The sequence below is a fragment of the Spiribacter aquaticus genome (genome assembly GCF_007625215.1).
Lineage (GTDB): Bacteria > Pseudomonadota > Gammaproteobacteria > Nitrococcales > Nitrococcaceae > Spiribacter > Spiribacter roseus.
Map to the genome: position 1 here is coordinate 92,155 of NZ_VMKP01000001.1, position 18,943 is coordinate 111,097.

The following is an 18,943-nucleotide window of genomic DNA, read 5'->3' on the forward strand; positions in this document are numbered from 1 at the left end:
CTCCTCCGTTTCCCATGTGGACGACTATACTGCCGCCTTTTAATGTTCGGTTTCAAACATACCACTGCGCCGGTCGGAGTCAAGCGAGCCATCAGCGCCCGCGGATGCGTCAGTCACCACCAGACGACCGCCATTCTCTTCCATGACCCGGCGCACGTACGCCGGCGGCTCGGCATCGGTGTACAGCTCATCGATCTCGCCCAGGCTCGCCACCCGCACCATCGCGTTGCGGCCGAACTTGCTGTGATCCGCGCCCAGCAGGGTCGAGCGCGCGTTGCGCAGGATCGCCTGGATGACGCGCACCTCGTGGTAGTCGAAATCCAGCAGCGTGCCGTCGGCCTCGATGCCGGAGATGCCCAGCACCGCATAGTCGACCTTGAACTGATTGACGAAATCGATGGTTGCCTCGCCGGTGATGCCGCGGTCGCGCTGGCGGACCACGCCGCCAGCCACGATCACCTCACAGTCGGGGCTGTCGGCCATGGCGGTGGCCACATTGAGGTTGTTGGTGATGACCCGCAGGCCGTGATGCTGGCGGAGCGCCAGGGCCACCGCCTCGGTGGTGGTGCCCAGGGTGATGAACACCGACGCCTTGTCCGGGATGCGCGCGGCAATGGCGGCGCCGATACGGGCCTTGGCCTCGGGCAGCAGGATGCGGCGCGCCTGGTAGTGGACATTCTCGACGCTCGAGGGCAGCCCGGCCCCGCCGTGGTAGCGGCGCAGCAGGCCGGCCCCGCACAGGGCATTGATGTCGCGCCGGATGGTCTGCGCCGTCACCGCAAAATGCTGCGCCAGCGCCTCCACCGAGACGAACCCCTGCTCCTGGACGAGATCGAGCATGGCCTGTTGCCGGCCATTGAGCCCGATGGGTAGATCCTCCGCCGCGATCAACGCGCGCCTCCTCCGTTCGGTTTCGAGCACCAAACTTGACATTTTTCTTCTGCAATCGATCATACCGCCTAATCAGAAAGGCGCAATCATATCGAGGAGAGCGGCATGGCCGATAATAACGGCATACTGGCCATTGATCAGGGGACAACCAGCTCACGGGCCATCGTTTTCGATCTCGAAGGCCACATCGTGGCGACCGCCCAGGAGGAATTCTCCCAGCACTACCCGCGCAGCGGCTGGGTGGAACACGAGCCCCAGGATCTGATCGACACCACCCTCGATACCAGCCGCCGGGCCCTCAAGGCGGCCAAGGCCGCCGGCGTCCATGCCTGCACCATCGGCATCACCAACCAGCGCGAGACCACCATCGTCTGGGACCGGCGCACCGGCGAGCCGGTGCACAACGCCATTGTCTGGCAGGACCGCCGCACCGCCGAGCGCTGCGCCGCACTGAAGGCCGCCGGCCACGAGGCGATGGTCGCCGAGCGCACCGGGCTGCTGCTCGATCCGTACTTCGCCGCCACCAAGATCGCCTGGATCCTCGATAATGTGCGCGGTGCGCGGGAGCGGGCGCGAAAGGGCGAGCTGGCCTTCGGCACCGTCGACACCTGGCTACTCTGGCGGCTGACCGGCGGCCGCAGCCATGCCACCGATGCCACCAACGCCAGTCGCACACTGCTGTTCAACATCCACCGTCAGGCCTGGGACGACGAGCTGCTCAGCCTGTTCGACATTCCCGCCGCGATCCTCCCCGAGGTGCTCGACAGCGCCGATGACTTCGGCACCACCGACCCTGAGCTGTTCGGCAGTGCCCTGCCCGTCGAGGGCATCGCCGGTGACCAGCACGCCGCGGTGGTCGGCCAGTGCTGTTTCCGGCCGGGGATGATCAAGAGCACCTACGGCACCGGCTGCTTTGCACTGATGAACACCGGCGATACCGCCGTGCCGTCGCAGAACCGCATGCTGACCACCACGGCCTATCGCATCAACGGCCAACCCACCTACGCCCTCGAAGGCGCGATCTTCATCGCCGGGGCCGCCATCCAGTGGCTGCGCGACGAGCTGGGCATCATCGCTCACGCCTCGCAGAGCGAGGGCCTGGCCAATGATGCCGAGGCCGAGGGCCTGTACATGGTGCCGGCCTTCACCGGTCTGGGCGCGCCCTGGTGGGATCCCAACGCCCGGGGCGCGATCTTTGGCCTGACCCGCAACACCGGCGTCGCCGAGTTCGTCCACGCGGCACTGGACTCGGTCTGCCTGCAGACCGGCGACCTGCTCGAGGCCATGGCGAATGACTCGCAGACCAAGCAGGCCACCCTGCGCGTCGATGGTGGCATGGTGGCCAACAACTGGCTGCTGCAGCGGCTCGCGGACCTGACCGGGCTGGATGTCGAGCGCCCGAAGGTGATCGAGACCACCGCGCTGGGTGCCGCCTATCTGGCCGGGCTGCAGCACGGCCTGTACCAGTCGCTGGAGAGCCTCGAGTCGCAGTGGTCGCTGGATGATCGGTTCAAGCCGGCCATTTCCCACCAGGCCCGGGAACACATCGTTGAGGGCTGGCACGACGCGGTCCGTCGGACCCTGACGACCGGGCGCTGAAAACGCTACTATGGCGGTGTTCAATACCGTTGCCGGAGGATGGATGCAGTATCTGCACACAATGGTCCGAATCAGTGACATCGATGCGTCGCTGCGGTTTTACTGCGACCTGCTCGGCCTCGAGGAGATCAGCCGTCAGGACAGCGAAAAGGGGCGTTTCACCCTGATCTTCCTGGCCGCGCCGGCCGACCGTGACCGGGCCCGCTCCAGCGATCGGGCGCCGATGCTCGAGCTGACCTACAACTGGGACCCGGAGACCTACACCGGCGGCCGCAATTTCGGTCATCTGGCCTATCGCGTCGACGACATCTACGCCACCTGCCAACACCTCATGGACAATGGCGTGACCATCAACCGGCCGCCGCGCGACGGGCACATGGCGTTCGTCAAATCCCCCGACGGCATCTCGGTGGAGCTGCTGCAGAGTGGCGACGCGCTGCCCGCGCAGGAACCCTGGGCCTCCATGGCCAACACGGGGAGCTGGTAATGCCGGCGGCCGGCGCACGGCCCATGGATGACCGGCGCCGCGACCGGTGGGGCCTGGCCGGCTGGACACTGCTGGTGCTGGTGACCGCGATGGGCGGCATCCTCAGCCCGCCCGGGGCCTGGTACGCGGCGCTCGACAAGCCGCCGATGACCCCGCCGGACCTGCTCTTCCCGATCGCCTGGACGCTGCTCTATGGGCTGATGATCGCCGCGGCCTGGCAGGTCTGGCGACGGATCGGGCTGCTGGCGGGCCTTGCCGTGCTCATCCCGTTCATCGCCCAACTGGGCGCCAACGGCCTGTGGAGCATCCTGTTCTTTCAGTGGTATCGCCCGGATCTGGCACTCGTGGACCTGGTGGTGCTCTGGGCGCTCATCGCGCTGACCATGCTGCGCTTTCGCCGGGTGCACCCGCCGGCGGCGTGGCTGCTGGCGCCCTATCTGGTGTGGGTGACCTACGCCGGGTATCTCAACATCGGCGTCATCCTGCTGAACGGGCCCGCGCCGCCGGCCTGATCAGCCGCGCTCGATGCGCTCGCGCCATTCCGCCTCGGTAAACTCAATGCCCTCGCGCTCCCACGGCGGGACCGGCGTGAACACCTCGACGAGGAAGTCGACGAACGCCCGGACCTTGCGCGACAGATGCCGGCGGTGGGGGTAGAGCAGAAAATACGCCGAGCGCTCGTGGGGATACTGCGGCAGCACCGGCACCAGGTCGCCGCGCCGGATGGCGGGCATCACCAGCCAGGTGGACAGCCGGGCCAGACCCACCCCGGCCAGCGCCGCCTCGTACAGGGCGTCGGCGGTGTTGGCGCGGAAGTTCCCGCCGACATGCAGGGTCCGGTACCCCTGCACCGGATCCTCAAAGGCCCAGTCGTTGAACTGCGAGACCTCGTAGAGCGTCAGGCAGTTGTGGGAGAGCAACTCCTCCGGCGTCGCCGGCGCCCCGTGCTGCTCGATGTAGTGCGGCGATGCGCAGATGATCCGACGATTGACGCACAGCCGGCGGGCGATCAGTGACGGGTCATCCATCTGCTCACGCCACTGGATGGCCACATCGATGCCTTCCTCGATCAGGTCCACCTGGCGGTCGGTCAGCTCGAACTCGATATTGAGCTCGGGATAGCGCTCGAGAAAGTCCTGGATGCGGGGCAGCACCTCGACCCGGCCGAAGGCCACCGTGGCCGCCACCCTCAACGTCCCCCGGGGGTTCTCGTTCAGCGCCGTGACCGCCTCTTCGGCCTCCTCGATCTCCTGGATGATCCGCGCGCAGCGCTCGTAATAGGCATGCCCCACCTCGGTCAGGCTGACCCGCCGGGTGGTGCGGTTGAAAAGCCGCACGCCCAGCCGGTCCTCGAGACGCCGGATCTGCTTGCTGACCGCCGACGGCGTGAGGTCGAGATCGCGGGCCGCCGACGAAAAGCTGCCCCGATCCACCGCCCGCACGAACATGTGCATTTCCGCCGCCCGATCCATCGCTTACCTATTCCTATCCGTCACTAATGAAATGCTGTTTCGGATTATTACCTCTTACGGGGAACAGCATACAATCCAATACAACGTCACCATAGCCCAGGAGATCAACCATGCCCATTCGCAGCAATCGAGAGATCGACCCCGCAGCGGCCCTTCGCCAGGCCGAGATCATTCACAGCGCCTATCGCAGTGGCGCCTGCCAGTCGATGGTCGCAGGCCTGCGCGAGCAGCTCGCCGAGCGCCAGGCCCGCCGCTACGGACTGCCCCGGGCCCGCTAGGCGGGGAGCAGCGCGCGCAGGCTCCACAGGGCGATCATGCCCAGGATCAGGGTCGGCAGGGTGGCCCGGGTTTTCCAGGCCACTCCCCCGGCCACCAACCCGGCCAGCAGCCGTGGTGCGTCGACACTGCCGTCGCCCTGCCACTGCACCAGCCCCGGCAGGACCAGCGCGGCGAACACCGCCGGCGGCACATAGCTGAGGCCGCGACGCACCAGATCGGGCATCTGCAGCCCGTGACCGAACACCAGAAAGGCGCCGCGCCAGATGAACGTGCCGACGCCGATCGCCGCCACCATCCACCACAGCGGATCAACCACGACGCCACCCCTCGGCCACGACGCCAGCGACGATCCCGGCGAGCGATGCCAGCGTCAGCCCCAGCCCCGCGGGCAGATCACGCCCCAGCACCGACAGGGAGCCGGCCACCAGCGCAGCGATGACGCCGGGGCGGCTGCTGATCGACATCACCAGCAGCGCCAGAAAGATCAGCGGCACGATGAAGCCCAGCTCCCAGGCCGGCGGCATCGCCGTCCCCGCCCAGTAGCCAAAGGCCGTGGCAAGCTGCCAGACCCCCCACAGCGGCAGCGCCACCCCAAAATAGAACCAGTGATTGAAGCGCTCGCCGCCCCGGGTCATGACCCGGGAGATGGTCAGCGCATAGGCCTGATCGGTGAGGATATAGGCCATCAGCGATCGACTGCCCGCCCCCACATGCCGGAAATGCGGCGCCAGATGGGCGCTGTACATCAGCATGCGCAGATTGATGATGAGCGCGGTCAGCACCACCAGCGGCGCCGCGGCACCGGCGTCGATCAACTGAATGCTCGCGAGCTGCGAGGCGCCGGCGAACACGATCAGCGACATCCCCAGGGTCAGCGCCGCGCCCAGCCCGGCGTCCAGACCCGCCACCCCCGCGGTCACCCCGAACGGAACGATCGCGGCGACCATGGGCGCGACGGCCTTCAGGCCATCACTGAACGCCTGCTGACGGGCGGATGCCATCCCGGCGCCTTCAGACCACCGGCGGCGGCGTTGCCGTGAACGAGGGCCGCTCCAGCATGCGCGCCAGCCACTCGCCGGCCGCCGGCTGCGCCGCCCGCCAGGGGATCTCCCCGCCAAAGCGAAAATCCACCCAGGCCAGGGCCACCGCCGTCGCCAGATCCCCAAGATCGGGATCCTCCGCCGGCGCCTGCCCCTCGACGCCCACCGCCAATGCGTTGGCGGCGCGCTCCAGGGCGTCAAAGCGCCGCCGCGCCAGCGGAGTGTGGGGATCGCCATGGCGGCGCTCCGTGATCACCCCGGCCCCATTGTCGATGCAGCCAATCGCCTGACCCAGCCGCGCATGCACCGACTCCACGGCATCGCGCGGCATCAGGCGCGGCTCGGGATAGCGGCGCTCGAGAAACAGCGCGATCACCGCCGCCTCGCACAGCACCTGGCCACTGGGCATGACCAGCGTGGGGACACGCGAGTGGGTGTTGACCGCGACCAGCTCCGCCGGCGACGCCCAGGGATCGACGAAGCGATAGTCCACCCGGTCCTGGAGCTGCTTTTCCAGCAGCGTCACCCGCACCAGGCGGGCGTACGGCGACGTCGGTGATGTGAACAGTTTCATCGGCTGCCTACCCCCCGGTTGGATACGGCCTGATGCACATTATGCCCGAGCATCAGCAGACACGGCGTCAGCACCAGGGTAAGCACCGTGGCAAACGTGAGGCCACCGGCAATGGTGGCCGAGAGCTCCGCCCACCACTGGGTGGACGGCGCGTTGAACTCGATGCGGCGGCCCAGCAGATCGACGTTGAGCTTGAGCACCATGGGCATCAGCGCCAGCACCGTGGTCACCGAGGTGAGCAGCACCGGGCGCAGACGCTGCACGGCGGTCCGCTGAATGGCCTCGCGCACCGGCAGGCCTTCGGCCCGCAGGCCATTGTAAGTGTCGATGAGCACGATGTTGTTGTTCACCACAATGCCGGCCAGGGCGATTGCGCCGACCCCGCCCATGACAATGCCGAACGGCCGCTGGGTGACCATCAGCCCCAGCAGCACCCCGGCGCTGGAGAGCACGATGGCCGAGAGCACCAGCAGCGTCTGGTAGGCGCTATTGAACTGCGTGAGCAGGATGATGCACATCAGCGCAATCGCCACCACAAAGGCCGTCGACAGGAACGACTGCGCCTCGCGCTGGTCCTCGTCCTCGCCCTTGAACGCCACGCTGACGCCGGCCGGCAGCGGATCCTCGGCAATCGATGCGCGCAGCGCCGCGACCCGGTCATCCACCAGCCGGCCCGCCTCGACATCGGCATTGACGGTCAGCACGCGCTGGCGGTCGATCCGCTCCAGCGTGCCGGTCCGGGGGGTGGGCTCAAAGTCGACGAAATGGCTCACCGGGACCTGGCCGTGGCGCGTCGGCACCCGCAGCTCGCCCAGACTGCCGAGGCTGCGATCCTCAAGCGGGTAGCGCACGCGGATGTCCACCTCGTCATCGGCGTCGTCCGGGCGATAGTCGGCGATCAGTATCCCGTTGGTCACCAACTGCACGGCATTGCCCACGCGCTGGACATCGGCGTCGTATCGGGCCGCCCGTTCGCGGTCCACGCGCAGGGCCCACTCGATACCCGGCAGCGGGCGGTTGTCTTCGACATCGGCAAAGCCCCCCAACCGGTGCATGCGCTCGCGCAGCGCCTCGACCCCGGCCGCGAGCCGATCCTTATCGCCCGAGACCTGCAGCTCCACCGGTTTCGCCTGACCCGGTCCCTGGGTCTGCTCGGCGATCTGGATGCGGATGCCGGGGATATCGGCAAGCGCGGCGCGGATGTCCTCAATGATCGCCGTCGCCGGTCGGCGCCGGGTCCAGTCGATGAATTCCAGTTGCACCACGCCGATGGCATCGCGGGCCAGCGACTGCCCGCCGGTGCGGGTGGGATCGGCGAAGGTGCGGGCATAGGCGAAGTCGACTTCGTCGAACCCGGCCAGACGCGCCTCCACCGTCTGCACCAGCGCGTCCTTTTCATGGATCGACAGATCCCCCCGGGCCTGGACCTGCACGCGGGCATAGTCGGGCTCGGTGGCGGGGAAGAACTCCACGCCGACGCCGAAGCGGCCATAGGCGATCCACGTCGAGACCACCACCGCCAGAATCACCAGCAGCACCGTGCCCGGCATGCGCAGTGCCCCGCGCAGCAGCCGATGATAGCCGCCGGCCACCCCGCCCAGGGTGTCAAGATCCCCCGTCTCGGCGATCTCAATGCGGCGATGATGCCCGCCGGGATGCGCCTTACGCCGGCCCAGCCAGCCGCCCAGCACGGGGATGAACACCAGCGCCATCGCCAGCGAGGCGGTCAGCGTCACGATCACCGTAATGGGCAGGTACTTCATGAACTGACCGACCAGCCCGCCCCAGAACAGCAGCGGCACGAACACCGACAGCGTCGTCACCGTCGCGGCGATGATCGGCCAGCTCATGCGCCAGGCGCCGTAGCGATAGGCCTCACGCGGCGACGCCCCCTCGGCCAGGCGGCGCTCGGCAAGCTCCACCACCACGATGGCCGCATCCACCAGCATGCCCACCACCAGGATCAGGCTGAACAGCACGACGATGTTCAGCGTGTAGCCCATGGCATTGATCACGAGAATGCCGGCCAGGAACGAGCCCGGGATGGCCAGGCCCACCAGCAGCGCCGGCCGCCAGCCCATGACCGCTACCACCACGATCATCACCAGCACCACCGCGGTCAGCACGTTGTTCTGCAGATCCCGCAGCATGGTGCGGATATCCTCGGAGCGATCCTGCAGATAGGTCACCTGCATGGCCGCCGGCCAGTTATCGCGCTCGGCCGCGACGATCCCGCGGATGCGGTTGTTGACCTCGATGATGTTGGCGCCGACCCGCTTGGAGACCTCCAGCGTGACCGCCGGCTCGCCGTTGACCCGGGCGAACTCGTCGACGTCCTTGAAGGTGCGCCGCACGCTCGCCACATCACCGAAGGTGACCACCCGATCATCGGTCACCTTGACCGGCAGGCCGAGGACGTCGTCCATGTCCTGGATGACGCCGGGGACCTTCACGGATAACCGCCCGGCGCCAGTGTCCAGTGCGCCCGCGGCGATCAGCCGGTTGTTGCGCTCCACCCGGGCGAACAGATCGGCATAGGAGACGTCATAGGTCTGCATGACCCGGTCGTCCACCGATACCTCGAGCAGCTCTTCGCGATTGCCACCAATGTCGGCCTCGAGCACCCCGGGCAGCGATTCGATGCGGTCCTGCAGGGCCTCGGCGGTATCGATCAGCGCGCGCTCGGGGACCGCGCCGGACAGCGCCACGGTCAGCACCGGAAACAGTGCCACGTTGACCTCGTCGACACGCGGTTCCTCGGCGCCCTGGGGCAGTTCGGAGCGGGCGATATCCACCCCCTCGCGCACGTCATCCAGGGCCCGGTCGGCGTCAAAGCCGGCATCGAATTCCAGCAGCACCGAGGCAAACCCCTCGGTGGCGGTCCCCTTGATCTGATCGAGCCCCTCGATGCCCGCGAGCTCGCGCTCCATGGGGCGCACCAGCAGCCGCTCGGCGTCCTCGGGCGAGATCCCCTCGTAGGCCATCGAGACGTAGACCACCGGGATGTTGACGTCGGGCTCCGCCTCCTTGGGGATGGTCTGGTAGGCCACGGCCCCCATGACCACGATCAGCAGCAGGACCAGCGTGACCGAGCGGCTGCGGCTCAACGCGGCATCAATCAGCGCGCGCATCGGTTCAGCCGCCGTTGGCGGAGGCGTCGGCCGGGACCGGATTCACGGTGTCGCCGGGGCGGACAAAGCCCTGGCCCACGGTGATCAGGCGCACCCGATCCGGCAGCCCGGTCACCCAGACGCCGTCGCGCTCGGTGCGCACGATATCCACCGGGGCAAAGGCCACCTGATCGGCATCGTCGACGGTTTTCACACCGACCTCGCCCGACGCCGCCAGCGCCAGCCAGGCCGGACTCAGGAAATGCGCGCGCACCGTCTCCAGCGGGATGCGCAGCGTGGCGCTGACGCCCGCCGGCAGACCGTCGGGGTTGGCCGCCTCGACTTCGACCCGAAAGGTGCGCGAGCCCGCCTCGGCGGCGTTACCGATGCGCCGCACCGTGCCGGTCAGGGTGTCGCCGGTGGCCAGCTCGATGCGCACCTCGCGCCCGGTTTCGACCTGGCGGATGGACTGCTGGGCGACATGGCCGATGGCGATCAACGGGTCGACATCGATGATCCGCACCACCTGCTCGCCGGCGGCCAGGTAGTCGCCGGTGTCCACACCACGCGATTCCACCTGGCCGGCGATGGGTGCCGTGATGCGGGTGTTGTCGATTTCCTCTTCGATGGCGGCGCGCCGGGCGCGGGCCGATTCCAGCGCCGCGCGCGCCTCGGTGACGGCGATCTGCGACTGAAAGCCATCGCCCGAGAGCTGCCGGGCAGCCTCGAAATCCGCCTCGGCCTGGTCAACCCGGGCCTGTGCCTCGGTACGGCGGGCTTCGCGATCACCCATCGCCAGCTCGACGATGGGATCCCCCGGGGCGACGGTGTCACCGGCTTCGACCTGCACCGCCTCCACCTGGCCACCGGTTTCAGCACGCAACTGGACATCGCGGTCAGCCACGGTATCGCCCTGGCTCTCGAGAAAGCGCTCGACGCGCTCGGCCTCAAGCTCGGTGACCGCCACGTCCATGACCGGCGCCGCCGCCCCGGCATCACGGTCAGCGGACGGCGCATCGGCACGCTCGCCGATCTGGCCGCTCAGCATCCAGGTGCCGACGACCAGCGCCGCCGCCAGGGCAAGGAGATACGACCGGAGGTTCATGGCTCGAAGTGATGCCCGAACTTGGCCGCCTTGGTCTCGAGATAGGCGTGATTGTGGGGATTGCGCCCGGCCAGCAGCGGCAGCCGCTCGATCACCCGCACGCCGGCGGCCTCAAGGCCCTCGACCTTGGCCGGGTTATTGGTCATCAGCCGCACCGCTGTCACGCCCAGCGCGCCGAGCATGGAGGCGGCCACGCCATAATCGCGGGCATCGGCGGCAAAGCCCAGCACCTCGTTGGCCTCGACGGTATCCGCGCCGGCCTCATCCTGAACGCCATAGGCGCGGATCTTGTTGAGCAGGCCAATGCCCCGCCCCTCCTGGCGCAGGTACACCAGCACGCCCTCGCCGGCCTCGCCGATCCGCTGCATGGCCGCCTCAAGCTGGGGGCCACAGTCACAGCGCTGGCTGAACAGGGCATCGCCGGTCAGGCACTCCGAGTGCACGCGCACCAGCGGCGCCTCGGCCGCGGCCGGATCCCCCATCACCAGCGCCACATGCTCGCCGCCGTTGTCGGCCTGAAAGCCGTGGATGCGGAACGTCCCCCAGCGCGTCGGCAGGCGGGCCTGACCGGTCTCGCGGGCGCTGGACTCAACGGCCATGCGGCGCGTCCAGGTCGATCACCGGGCCGGCCGGGATGATGCCGGTGGGATTGATCATCGGGTGGCTGGTGTAATAGTGGCGCTTGATGTGATCGATGCTCACCGTCCCGGCGATGCCCGGCTGCTGGTAGAGATCGCGCAGATAGCCACTGAGGTGCGGATAGTCGTCGATGCGGCGCAGGTTGCACTTGAAGTGACCGACATACACCGGGTCAAAGCGCACCAGCGTGGTGAACAGCCGCCAGTCGGCCTCGGTGATGGCGTTGCCGGCCAGGTAGCGCTGATCGCCCAGCCGGGCCTCGAGCTCGTCGAGGGCGGCAAAAAGCTCGCTCACGGCCTGTTCATAGGCCGTCTGGGCGGTGGCGAAGCCCGCCTTGTACACGCCATTGTTGACGGCGTGATAGATCTGCGCGTTGAGGGCGTCGATGGTCTCGGCCCGATCGGCGGGGTAGAGATCCAGATCGTCGGCCACCCCCGGCAGGTCGTTGAAGGCGTGGTTGAAAATGCGCACCAGATCCGCCGACTCGTTGTTGACCAGCGTTTCACGCTGCCGGTCCCAGAGCGCCGGCACCGTGACCCGGCCGGTGTAGTGCGGATCGGCCTTCTGATAGATCTGATGCAGATACTCGAGGCCGAACAGCGCATCGGCGGTGGCCCCGGGGTAGCTGTCATCGAAATGCCAGCCGCCGCTGCCCATGTAGGGATGCACCACCGAGACCCCGATGTGCGGCTCGAGGCCCTTCAGCCGGCGGACGATCAGCGCGCGGTGCGCCCACGGGCAGGCCAGCGACACATACAGGTGATAGCGGCCCGATTCCGGCGGGTGATCGCCCTGCGGATCGATCGGGTTGCGGAACACCGTCTCGGGCCGCTCGAAGCGCCCGCCGGTGGATTCGGTGTCATACCACTGGTCGTGCCAGACGCCGTCTACGAGCAATCCCATTGTACTGGCTCCTAAGTCGCGAGACGCCCGGCGATTTCCGCCACATGGCGCCCCTGAAAACGGGCGATCTCGAGTTCGTTGTCACTCGGCTGGCGGCTGCCATCGCCATCGGAAAGCGTGGTCGCGCCGTAGGGCGTGCCGCCGGTGATCTCGTCCATGGTGGTCAGCGCCGGGCAGGAGTAGGGCACACCCACCACCACCATGCCCTGGTGGAACAGCGTCGTGTGGAACGAGGTCAGTGTGGTCTCCTGACCGCCATGCTGGCTGCCGGTGCTGGCGAAAACGCTGCCCACCTTGCCGATCAGCTTGCCGCCGGCCCACAGCGACCCGGTCTGATCGAGGAAGTTGCGCATCTGCGCGGCCATGTTGCCAAACCGCGTCGGGGTCCCGAACAGGATGGCATCGTAGTCGGCCAGCTCATCCGGGCTTGCCAGCGGCGCGGCCTGATCGAGCTTGGCGCCGGCCGCCCGGGCCACGTCCTCGGGCATGAGCTCGGGCACCCGCTTGACGACCACCTCGGCGCCCTCCACCGATCGCGCGCCCTCGGCAATGGCACCGGCCATCGTCTCGACATGCCCCCAGGTGCTGTAATAAACCACCAGAATACGGCTCATACCCTTGATCCTCTTGTTATCTCAGAAAAGTTCGTCGGGGTCGTTATCCGGCCCCAGCGCCTTGCCGGCCGCCCGCGCCATGCCGCGGATCACGGTCCATTCCGCGTGCACACGGCGAAGGCTCCGCTGCCAGGCCGCGCGCGCCTCGTCACGGAACGCCACGGGCCGGTCGGGCCGCTCGGCCCGGCAACCCGCGTAGAGCGCCAGCGCCCGGTCGACACAGCTTGACAGCGAATACGCATCCGCCGTTTCCGCCAGCGCCTGACGCATCCGCGCCCGGGCCGCTCCACTCAGTGACAGCATGCCCAGCAGCGCCTCGGCAAACGCCGCCGGCGGGGCATCATCATCCAGTAATCGGCCATTATCCCCCTTCACCACCTCACGTGCACCCGATGCATCCAACGCCACCACCGGCACCCCGGCGGTCATGGCCTCGGCCAGCACCAGGCCCTGGGTTTCGGTGAACGAGGCAAAGCCGAACACATCCATCGCGGCATAGGCATCGGCCAGCGCCGGCAGGGCCAGCGCGCCGGGGCGCACCAGCCGATCGGCCAGGCCGGCGGCGGCAAAGCGGGCATCAATGTCGGCGCCGGCGGGCCCGTCGCCCACCACCAGGCAGATCACCGCCGGGTCCTGCCGGGCGGCCTCGACCAGCGCCCGGGCCAGATAATCCAGGTTCTTCTCCTCGGCCAGCCGGCCGACATGGCCGATGACCCGCGCCTGCGGATCAATGCCCAGACGCTGGCGGCCGGCGTGGGCGTCACCGCCGCTGAACGCCGCCCGGTCGATGCCGGTGGGCACCACCGCCAGCGGTGACTCCACCCCGCGCTCGCGCAGCAGATCCGCCACGCTCTCGCTGGGGGCGAACACCTGATCGGCGCTGTTGGCATAGCTCGTGGACAGCTCGACGACAAACCGCTTGAGCGCCGTGGAATCGCCGGGGACGTAGTGGGTGTAGGCCTCGTAGAGCGTGTGATGGGTGAACACCAGCGGGCAGGCCCGCCGTGCCGCCACGCGCAGGGCGGTGGAGCCGATCAGGAACGGGTGGTGGGCATGAATGATGTCGGGCTCGAAGGCATCCAGGGCCTCATCAAGCTTGCCCGGCACCGGCAGCACCACCGAAAAGTCACTGCCATTGAAGTTCTGGATGGCGGGGATGCGCACCACATCGGGCTCGTCCGCCGGGGTATCGGGGAACACCGGCGCCACCACCAGCACCCGGTGCCCGCGGTCGCGGCAGCCCTCGGTGAGGGCCGAGACGGACCGGGCCACGCCGCCGACATGCGGGGTGTAGGTGTTGGTCATCATGACGATGTTCATGCCGGTGCCTCCGGCATTTCCAGCGACCGGCAGTCGCCGGCGCGGTCGATGGGCGGCTGTCCCGGCACCGCCAGGCGGATCCAGGCCGGCCCGGGGCCATCGATCCGCCAGTCGACACGATGCCCCTCGGGCGTTGGTTCAAAGCGCACCCGGACGCTGCCGAACGCCGTGGGCGTGGGGCCGAAACCGAACCCGGTCCGCGCCGCCAGCCAGCGCGGCTGGACACCGGCGCCAAGTACCAAGCCATCGCCTTCCTCGCGGACGAACGCGTTGCGCATCATCGACACCCATTCGGCCGCCGCCCAGACGTGCTGGCCATCCCCCATGCAGCCGCCATCGGTGCGCGGGTGGATGGCTTCGGGCCACTGCCCGGTGGGGCTCGCCAGTCGGGCCACCGCGTCCATCAATGCGAGGCCATCGGCGTCACCGGCCCGCAGCAGCACCTGCGCCAGGTGCAGGGTCAGATAGGCATTGACGCCGGAGTGGATCATTTCCTGGAAAAAGCCGCCGTTGACGCGATGCGCGTCCAGCAGATACCCGACCGTGCCCAGCAGACGGGCATCGTCCGCGGCCAGGGTCTGCAGCGGAAACCCCGCGGCAATCGAGCCGATCGCCCCGGCATCCATGCGCCGCCGGGGCGAGGCCGGCATCACCGGCCGGCCCAGTCGCCCGCCATCGGCGGCGTAGGCCCGCTCGAGGCTCGCCGCCAGATCAGCCGCCTCGTCGTCCACCCAATCGGCCAGCGCCGGTTCGCCGTCGGCGCGCAGCCGCTCGGCCACCGCCCGCAGACCGCCATGGGCCCACTGATCGTCCCAGTAGTAATAGTCGTTGGGGCCGAGATGCTCGGCGCTGAAGCCCGCCGGCAGCAACCCGGCCTCGGGCCGGTCACTGTCCGCTGGCAGCCGCTTGCGCGCCACCCACTGGACACCGCGCCGGATCACCCGCAGCCACTCATCGCGGTCCGCGCCCGGAGGCCACTCGCCGGTCAGGGCGTGGTGGCGGGCGATGATCCAGAGCGCCTGGCCATTGGAATCCCACTCGCCCTCCTGGCTGTGGAAATAGCCGGTGGCGCGGGTCTGGCGCCCCGGAAAGCGGGCCAGCGAGCGGCGTCCGCGCTCGAGCAGCCCGGCATTGAACAGCCCATGGATGATGAACGCCGCATCCCTGAACCAGAAGCGCTTATAGGTGTAGGGCCCCGGATAGATGTCCTCGACGGAGTGCAGCAGCAGCGTACGCAGCGCCGTGTCGTAAAGCGCCTGATAGTCCGCATCCGGCACATCCAGTTGCGCCGCCGGGGCCAGTGCCTCGGCCCACGAGGCCGGGGCCACTGGATCGGCGGGCTCGGGCAGCGGCACCGACAGGGTCACGCTGCGCGACTCCCCGGGCGCCAGGTCGAACTGCGCCGCGGCGGTCAGCAGCCCGGTGTCGCAGTCGAGACGCCCGGGGGTGACGCCCGCATCACCGCCATCGGCCGACTCGCCGGCAAGTTGCTGGGCGACATCCCCTGATTCGTAATCGGAGGTATCGATGCGCTCGGGATGGGTGTCAAAGTCGAACCGCGCCGGCTGCATTACATGCTGCTCGTCAAACACCCGCCACTGCCACGCGGCCGCCGGCGACTCGCCCAGTGCCTGGTCAAGCCGCTGGATAAAGCTGATGCCCTCGGGGTTATAGGGGCGCAGCGCCAGCGCCAGGCGCCCACCCGCCGCGGCGGTGGCGGTGTAGCGACACTCCAGGCGATGGCCATCGCCAGCGGCCACCACCCGGGCGCGGCTCACCAGTTGCAGGCCGCCGGTCTCGGCGGTGGTGGTCACGCTCAGGTCATCGTCGCCGCGGTCCAGCCGCTGATCGACGGCGGGCAGACGCGAGGGGATCAGCCACTCGCCATCGGCCCCCCGCACCCAGGCATCCACCGAGCCGCCGTCGATGAGCGGTGTCACCAGCCCGCGCGGGTCAATGATGGGCAGCGCGGCGCAGTCCGGCCGGCCCACCGCGGTCCAGTTGCGGTGGGTGAGATTGACGTGGGTGATGCTGAACGCCCGGGGCAGAAACGCCGGGCTGTGCGGGTCGAACTGCTGCTCGATCCAGTACGGCCAGATCCAGTCCAGGTTGTGCTGGATGACCCGCGTGTTGATCAGTCCCCGGGCATGAAAGATCATCCCGGCGCGCAGCAGCTCGATGGGCTCGGCCACCTCCGAGGGCTGGCCGAAGCGCCGCAGCCGCGCCATCACCGCCAGCGGGTCCATGAACCCCTGCGATCGGGCCGCCCGGCGCACCACCCAGCGCCAGGGCAGCCACCTCATTAACGCCATCAATCGCATCTATCGGTGCCCTATCGCTCGAATTTCTGAAACATCTGTGTAAAAGTTCTGTCCGACCTGCCGATACAACCTCAAGACTTTCATTCCAACGGAGATCGTTGATGAATCCGGATCTCGACCACCATTTCGAGCAGATCATCACGGGCCTGGGTGAGGACCCGAGCCGTGGCGGCCTGGAGAAGACGCCCTATCGCGCGGCCCGGGCCATGGAATACCTCACCCAGGGCTATCACCAGTCGCTCGACGAGCTGGTCAACGATGCAATGTTCGAATCCGACAATGACGAAATGGTCATTGTTCGTGACATCGAATTCTACTCGCTCTGCGAGCATCACGTCCTGCCCTTCTTCGGCCACGCCCAGGTCGGTTACATCCCCGACGGCCGGGTCATCGGCCTGTCGAAGATCGCCCGCGTCGTCGACATGTACGCCCGCCGCCTGCAGATCCAGGAAAACCTCGCCCGCGAGGTGGCCGAGGCCATTCAGCAGGTCACCCAGGCGCGCGGCGTGGCCGTGCAGATGGACGCCCAACACATGTGCATGATGATGCGCGGGGTGAGCAAGCAGAACGCGGAGATGAGCTCTTCGGTGATGCTCGGCACATTCCGCGAGTCGGTCTCGGCGCGCAACGAATTCCTCCAGCTCATCCGTCGCCGGCCGGCATGAGCGGCGGTATCCAGCGGCCCCTGTCGCGCATCCGGGTCAAGGACCTGCGGCTGCGCACGTTCATCGGCTTCAACGACGAGGAGCAGCGCAAGCGCCAGGATGTGGTCGTCAACCTGCGCATCGACTACGACGCCCTCGCCGCCGCGCGCGGTGATGTGGTGGACGAGGCACTGGACTATAAGACCATCACCAAGCAGATCATCGCCCATATCGAGGACAACCGGTTTCTGCTGCTCGAAAAGCTGGTCAACGATCTGGTCGAGCTGATCATGGCGCACACGGCGGTGCAGTATGCCGAGGTCGAGGTCGACAAGCCCCACGCCCTGCGCTTCGCCGATTCGGTCTCGCTGACCATGACCGCCCAGCGGGACTGACACCGCCGGCGGCCCCATGACCGTCAGCGCCTGGCTGTCACTGCTTGCCATCTGCGTGCTCGGCGCCCTGTCTCCGGGCCCCAGCCTGGCGCTGGTCATCCGCAACACGGTCAACCGCGGACGCGGCGCGGGGCTGATCACCGCCGTCAGTCACGGCCTGGGCGTCGGCGTCTATGCCCTGGCGACGGCGCTGGGGCTGGCGGCGGTCATCGCCACCCATGAGACCCTGCACAGCGCGATCACCCTGGCGGGCGCCGGCTACCTGCTGTGGCTGGGGGCCAGTGCCATGCGCGCGGGCCACCCGGGCGCCGAAGCGGGTGCCGGGCCCGCCCCCGCCGATGTCATGCCCGGGCGCGGCGCGGCGGCGGCCCGCGATGGCCTGACCATGGCGCTGCTCAACCCCAAGATCGCGGTGTTCTTTCTGGCCCTGTTCAGCCAGTTCGTCACACCCGGCGCCGGTGCGCCGACCATCGCCCTGCTGGCCGGCACCGCCACCGTGGTGGATGCCGGCTGGTATGCGCTGGTGGCGGCGGGCCTGTCCGCCAGCGGCGGTGCCGCCTGGCTGCGGCGCCGGCAGGTCTGGATCGAGCGGCTGACCGGGGCGGTGCTGGTGTTCCTGGCCCTCAGCACCGCCGCCACCGTGCTTGGCTGACGCTGACGTCGCCGCCGCGTCAGTGTGAGAGCAGCACCGGCAGGGTCATTTCGCCCAGGATCCGGCGGGTGGTCCCGCCCATGACCATCTCCCGGAACCGCGAGCGCCCGTACGCCCCCATCACCAGCAGATCGGCATCGGCGTCGGCGGCCGCCGACAGCAGGGCGTCGGCCACGGGGATGTCGACACTGCCCTGGTGGGTCGCGGTCACCCGCACACCGTGCCGGGCCAGGTAGGCGGCGACATCGGCCCCGGGCAGATCGGTCCCCGCTCCGCGCAGGCCCGGCGCCTCGGTGCCGATCACCGCCACCTGCACCTCGTCGGCCCGGCACAGCAGGGGCAGCGCATCACTGACCGCCCGGGCCGATTCGCGACCGCCATCCCAGCCGACGATCACCCGATGCCCCACCGGACGCCGCTGCCAGGCATAGGGCAGCGCCAGCACCGGACGCCCGGCCATGACCGCCGCCTGGCCGGGCAGATCGGCCGGCACCAGGTCGGCGGGCCGATCCGGGTCGACCTGGCCCAGCACCAGCAGATCGGAATAGCGCGCCTGCTGGGCGACGACATCCACAGTGCTGCGGTCAACGCGCAGATCCTCCACCGAGCGCCATTCCGTGCTGAGCGCCTGATGCGCCACCTGGGACTCAAAGATCGCCGCCAGCCCGGCGTTACGGGTCTGCCAGGCCTCGCGGTAGCGATCCAGCGCCTCGGGCGGCAGGTATTCGGCATGGGCGGCCAGCGGCTCGGCCACCGCCAGGCCAGTCAGGTGGGCCTCATGGGCGCCTGCCAGGGCCGCTGCGGCGGCGACGTGATTGGCCTCGTGGCCGTCCTTGTGCAGATAAAGCAGGATCGAGCGAATCATGATCCCCTCTCCCTTGGCCTGTTGTTGTCAGGA

General features: G+C 68.5%; 20 protein-coding genes. 7 read left to right on the plus strand and 13 right to left on the minus strand.

The features are described 5' to 3' along the window. Positions 1–39: 39 nt before the first annotated feature. A complete protein-coding gene (locus tag FPL11_RS00425) occupies positions 40–891 on the minus strand; it encodes a DeoR family transcriptional regulator (RefSeq protein ID WP_425473424.1) in 852 nt (283 codons plus the stop codon). A 105-nt stretch (positions 892–996) separates the two neighbouring features. On the opposite strand from FPL11_RS00425, the gene glpK reads away from it, so the two are divergent. The 3 genes from glpK to FPL11_RS00440 all read left to right on the plus strand — a co-directional run bounded on the left by glpK (position 997) and on the right by FPL11_RS00440 (position 3,489). Next, positions 997–2,490: a glycerol kinase GlpK gene (gene glpK, locus FPL11_RS00430; protein WP_144346790.1), complete on the plus strand. Its 1,494-nt coding sequence runs from the start codon at positions 997–999 to the stop codon at positions 2,488–2,490. A gap of 61 nt (positions 2,491–2,551) precedes the next feature. Beyond that, positions 2,552–2,977, plus strand: a complete 426-nt coding sequence (locus tag FPL11_RS00435) for a VOC family protein (RefSeq protein WP_235011844.1) — start codon at positions 2,552–2,554, stop codon at positions 2,975–2,977. Beyond that, positions 2,977–3,489: a TspO/MBR family protein gene (locus FPL11_RS00440; protein WP_235013487.1), complete on the plus strand. Its 513-nt coding sequence runs from the start codon at positions 2,977–2,979 to the stop codon at positions 3,487–3,489. Before FPL11_RS00435 ends, FPL11_RS00440 begins: the two co-directional genes overlap by 1 nt. On the opposite strand, the gene FPL11_RS00445 is transcribed toward FPL11_RS00440, so the two are convergent. Continuing rightward, positions 3,490–4,449, minus strand: coding sequence for a LysR family transcriptional regulator (locus tag FPL11_RS00445; RefSeq protein ID WP_110883403.1), 960 nt, complete (start codon positions 4,447–4,449; stop codon positions 3,490–3,492). Between the two features lie 110 nt (positions 4,450–4,559). Here FPL11_RS00445 and FPL11_RS10045 point away from each other — a divergent pair, with 110 nt between their 5' ends. Beyond that, complete coding sequence (locus FPL11_RS10045; protein WP_157809134.1) at positions 4,560–4,727, plus strand: hypothetical protein; 168 nt, start codon at positions 4,560–4,562, stop codon at positions 4,725–4,727. Here the strand turns inward: FPL11_RS10045 and FPL11_RS00450 are convergent. From FPL11_RS00450 to FPL11_RS00495, 10 genes are read right to left on the minus strand one after another with little or no spacing between them, the layout of a single operon-like run. Continuing rightward, positions 4,724–5,044: an AzlD domain-containing protein gene (locus FPL11_RS00450; RefSeq protein ID WP_144346792.1), complete on the minus strand. Its 321-nt coding sequence runs from the start codon at positions 5,042–5,044 to the stop codon at positions 4,724–4,726. The genes FPL11_RS10045 and FPL11_RS00450 overlap by 4 nt on opposite strands. Beyond that, positions 5,037–5,729, minus strand: coding sequence for an AzlC family ABC transporter permease (locus tag FPL11_RS00455; RefSeq protein ID WP_110883405.1), 693 nt, complete (start codon positions 5,727–5,729; stop codon positions 5,037–5,039). Before FPL11_RS00455 ends, FPL11_RS00450 begins: the two co-directional genes overlap by 8 nt. A 10-nt stretch (positions 5,730–5,739) precedes the next feature. Further along, on the minus strand, positions 5,740–6,342 hold the full coding sequence (locus tag FPL11_RS00460) for a glutathione S-transferase family protein (protein WP_144346793.1): 603 nt from the start codon (positions 6,340–6,342) through the stop codon (positions 5,740–5,742). Then, positions 6,339–9,473: an efflux RND transporter permease subunit gene (locus tag FPL11_RS00465; RefSeq protein ID WP_144346794.1), complete on the minus strand. Its 3,135-nt coding sequence runs from the start codon at positions 9,471–9,473 to the stop codon at positions 6,339–6,341. The genes FPL11_RS00460 and FPL11_RS00465 overlap by 4 nt, the downstream gene beginning before the upstream one ends. A 4-nt stretch (positions 9,474–9,477) precedes the next feature. Continuing rightward, entirely contained in the window at positions 9,478–10,557 is a 1,080-nt protein-coding gene (locus FPL11_RS00470; protein WP_144346795.1) for an efflux RND transporter periplasmic adaptor subunit, read from the minus strand. After that, a complete protein-coding gene (ribA, locus tag FPL11_RS00475; RefSeq protein WP_144346796.1) occupies positions 10,554–11,156 on the minus strand; it encodes a GTP cyclohydrolase II in 603 nt (200 codons plus the stop codon). Before ribA ends, FPL11_RS00470 begins: the two co-directional genes overlap by 4 nt. Further along, positions 11,146–12,099, minus strand: a complete 954-nt coding sequence (locus FPL11_RS00480; protein WP_144346797.1) for a glutathione S-transferase family protein — start codon at positions 12,097–12,099, stop codon at positions 11,146–11,148. Before FPL11_RS00480 ends, ribA begins: the two co-directional genes overlap by 11 nt. An 11-nt stretch (positions 12,100–12,110) precedes the next feature. Then, positions 12,111–12,713 (minus strand): NAD(P)H:quinone oxidoreductase, encoded by a 603-nt coding sequence (wrbA, locus tag FPL11_RS00485; protein WP_069134379.1) that lies wholly within the window; start codon positions 12,711–12,713, stop codon positions 12,111–12,113. A gap of 21 nt (positions 12,714–12,734) precedes the next feature. Then, positions 12,735–14,033 (minus strand): glycosyltransferase, encoded by a 1,299-nt coding sequence (locus FPL11_RS00490; protein ID WP_144346798.1) that lies wholly within the window; start codon positions 14,031–14,033, stop codon positions 12,735–12,737. After that, positions 14,030–16,345: a glycoside hydrolase family 15 protein gene (locus FPL11_RS00495; RefSeq protein WP_235013488.1), complete on the minus strand. Its 2,316-nt coding sequence runs from the start codon at positions 16,343–16,345 to the stop codon at positions 14,030–14,032. Before FPL11_RS00495 ends, FPL11_RS00490 begins: the two co-directional genes overlap by 4 nt. Positions 16,346–16,455: 110 nt before the next feature. Between FPL11_RS00495 and folE the strand changes: the two genes are divergently transcribed. Genes folE through FPL11_RS00510 form a run of 3 tightly spaced genes read left to right on the plus strand, consistent with a single transcriptional unit; the run spans position 16,456 to position 18,045 of the window. Continuing rightward, entirely contained in the window at positions 16,456–17,019 is a 564-nt protein-coding gene (gene folE / locus FPL11_RS00500) for a GTP cyclohydrolase I FolE (protein WP_144346800.1), read from the plus strand. Further along, positions 17,016–17,393 (plus strand): dihydroneopterin triphosphate 2'-epimerase, encoded by a 378-nt coding sequence (folX, locus tag FPL11_RS00505; RefSeq protein ID WP_144346801.1) that lies wholly within the window; start codon positions 17,016–17,018, stop codon positions 17,391–17,393. The genes folE and folX overlap by 4 nt, the downstream gene beginning before the upstream one ends. A 16-nt stretch (positions 17,394–17,409) precedes the next feature. Further along, a complete protein-coding gene (locus tag FPL11_RS00510) occupies positions 17,410–18,045 on the plus strand; it encodes a LysE family translocator (RefSeq protein WP_144346802.1) in 636 nt (211 codons plus the stop codon). A 19-nt stretch (positions 18,046–18,064) separates the two neighbouring features. Here the strand turns inward: FPL11_RS00510 and FPL11_RS00515 are convergent, their stop codons facing one another. Beyond that, on the minus strand, positions 18,065–18,910 hold the full coding sequence (locus tag FPL11_RS00515; protein WP_144346803.1) for a universal stress protein: 846 nt from the start codon (positions 18,908–18,910) through the stop codon (positions 18,065–18,067). Positions 18,911–18,943 lie beyond the last annotated feature (33 nt).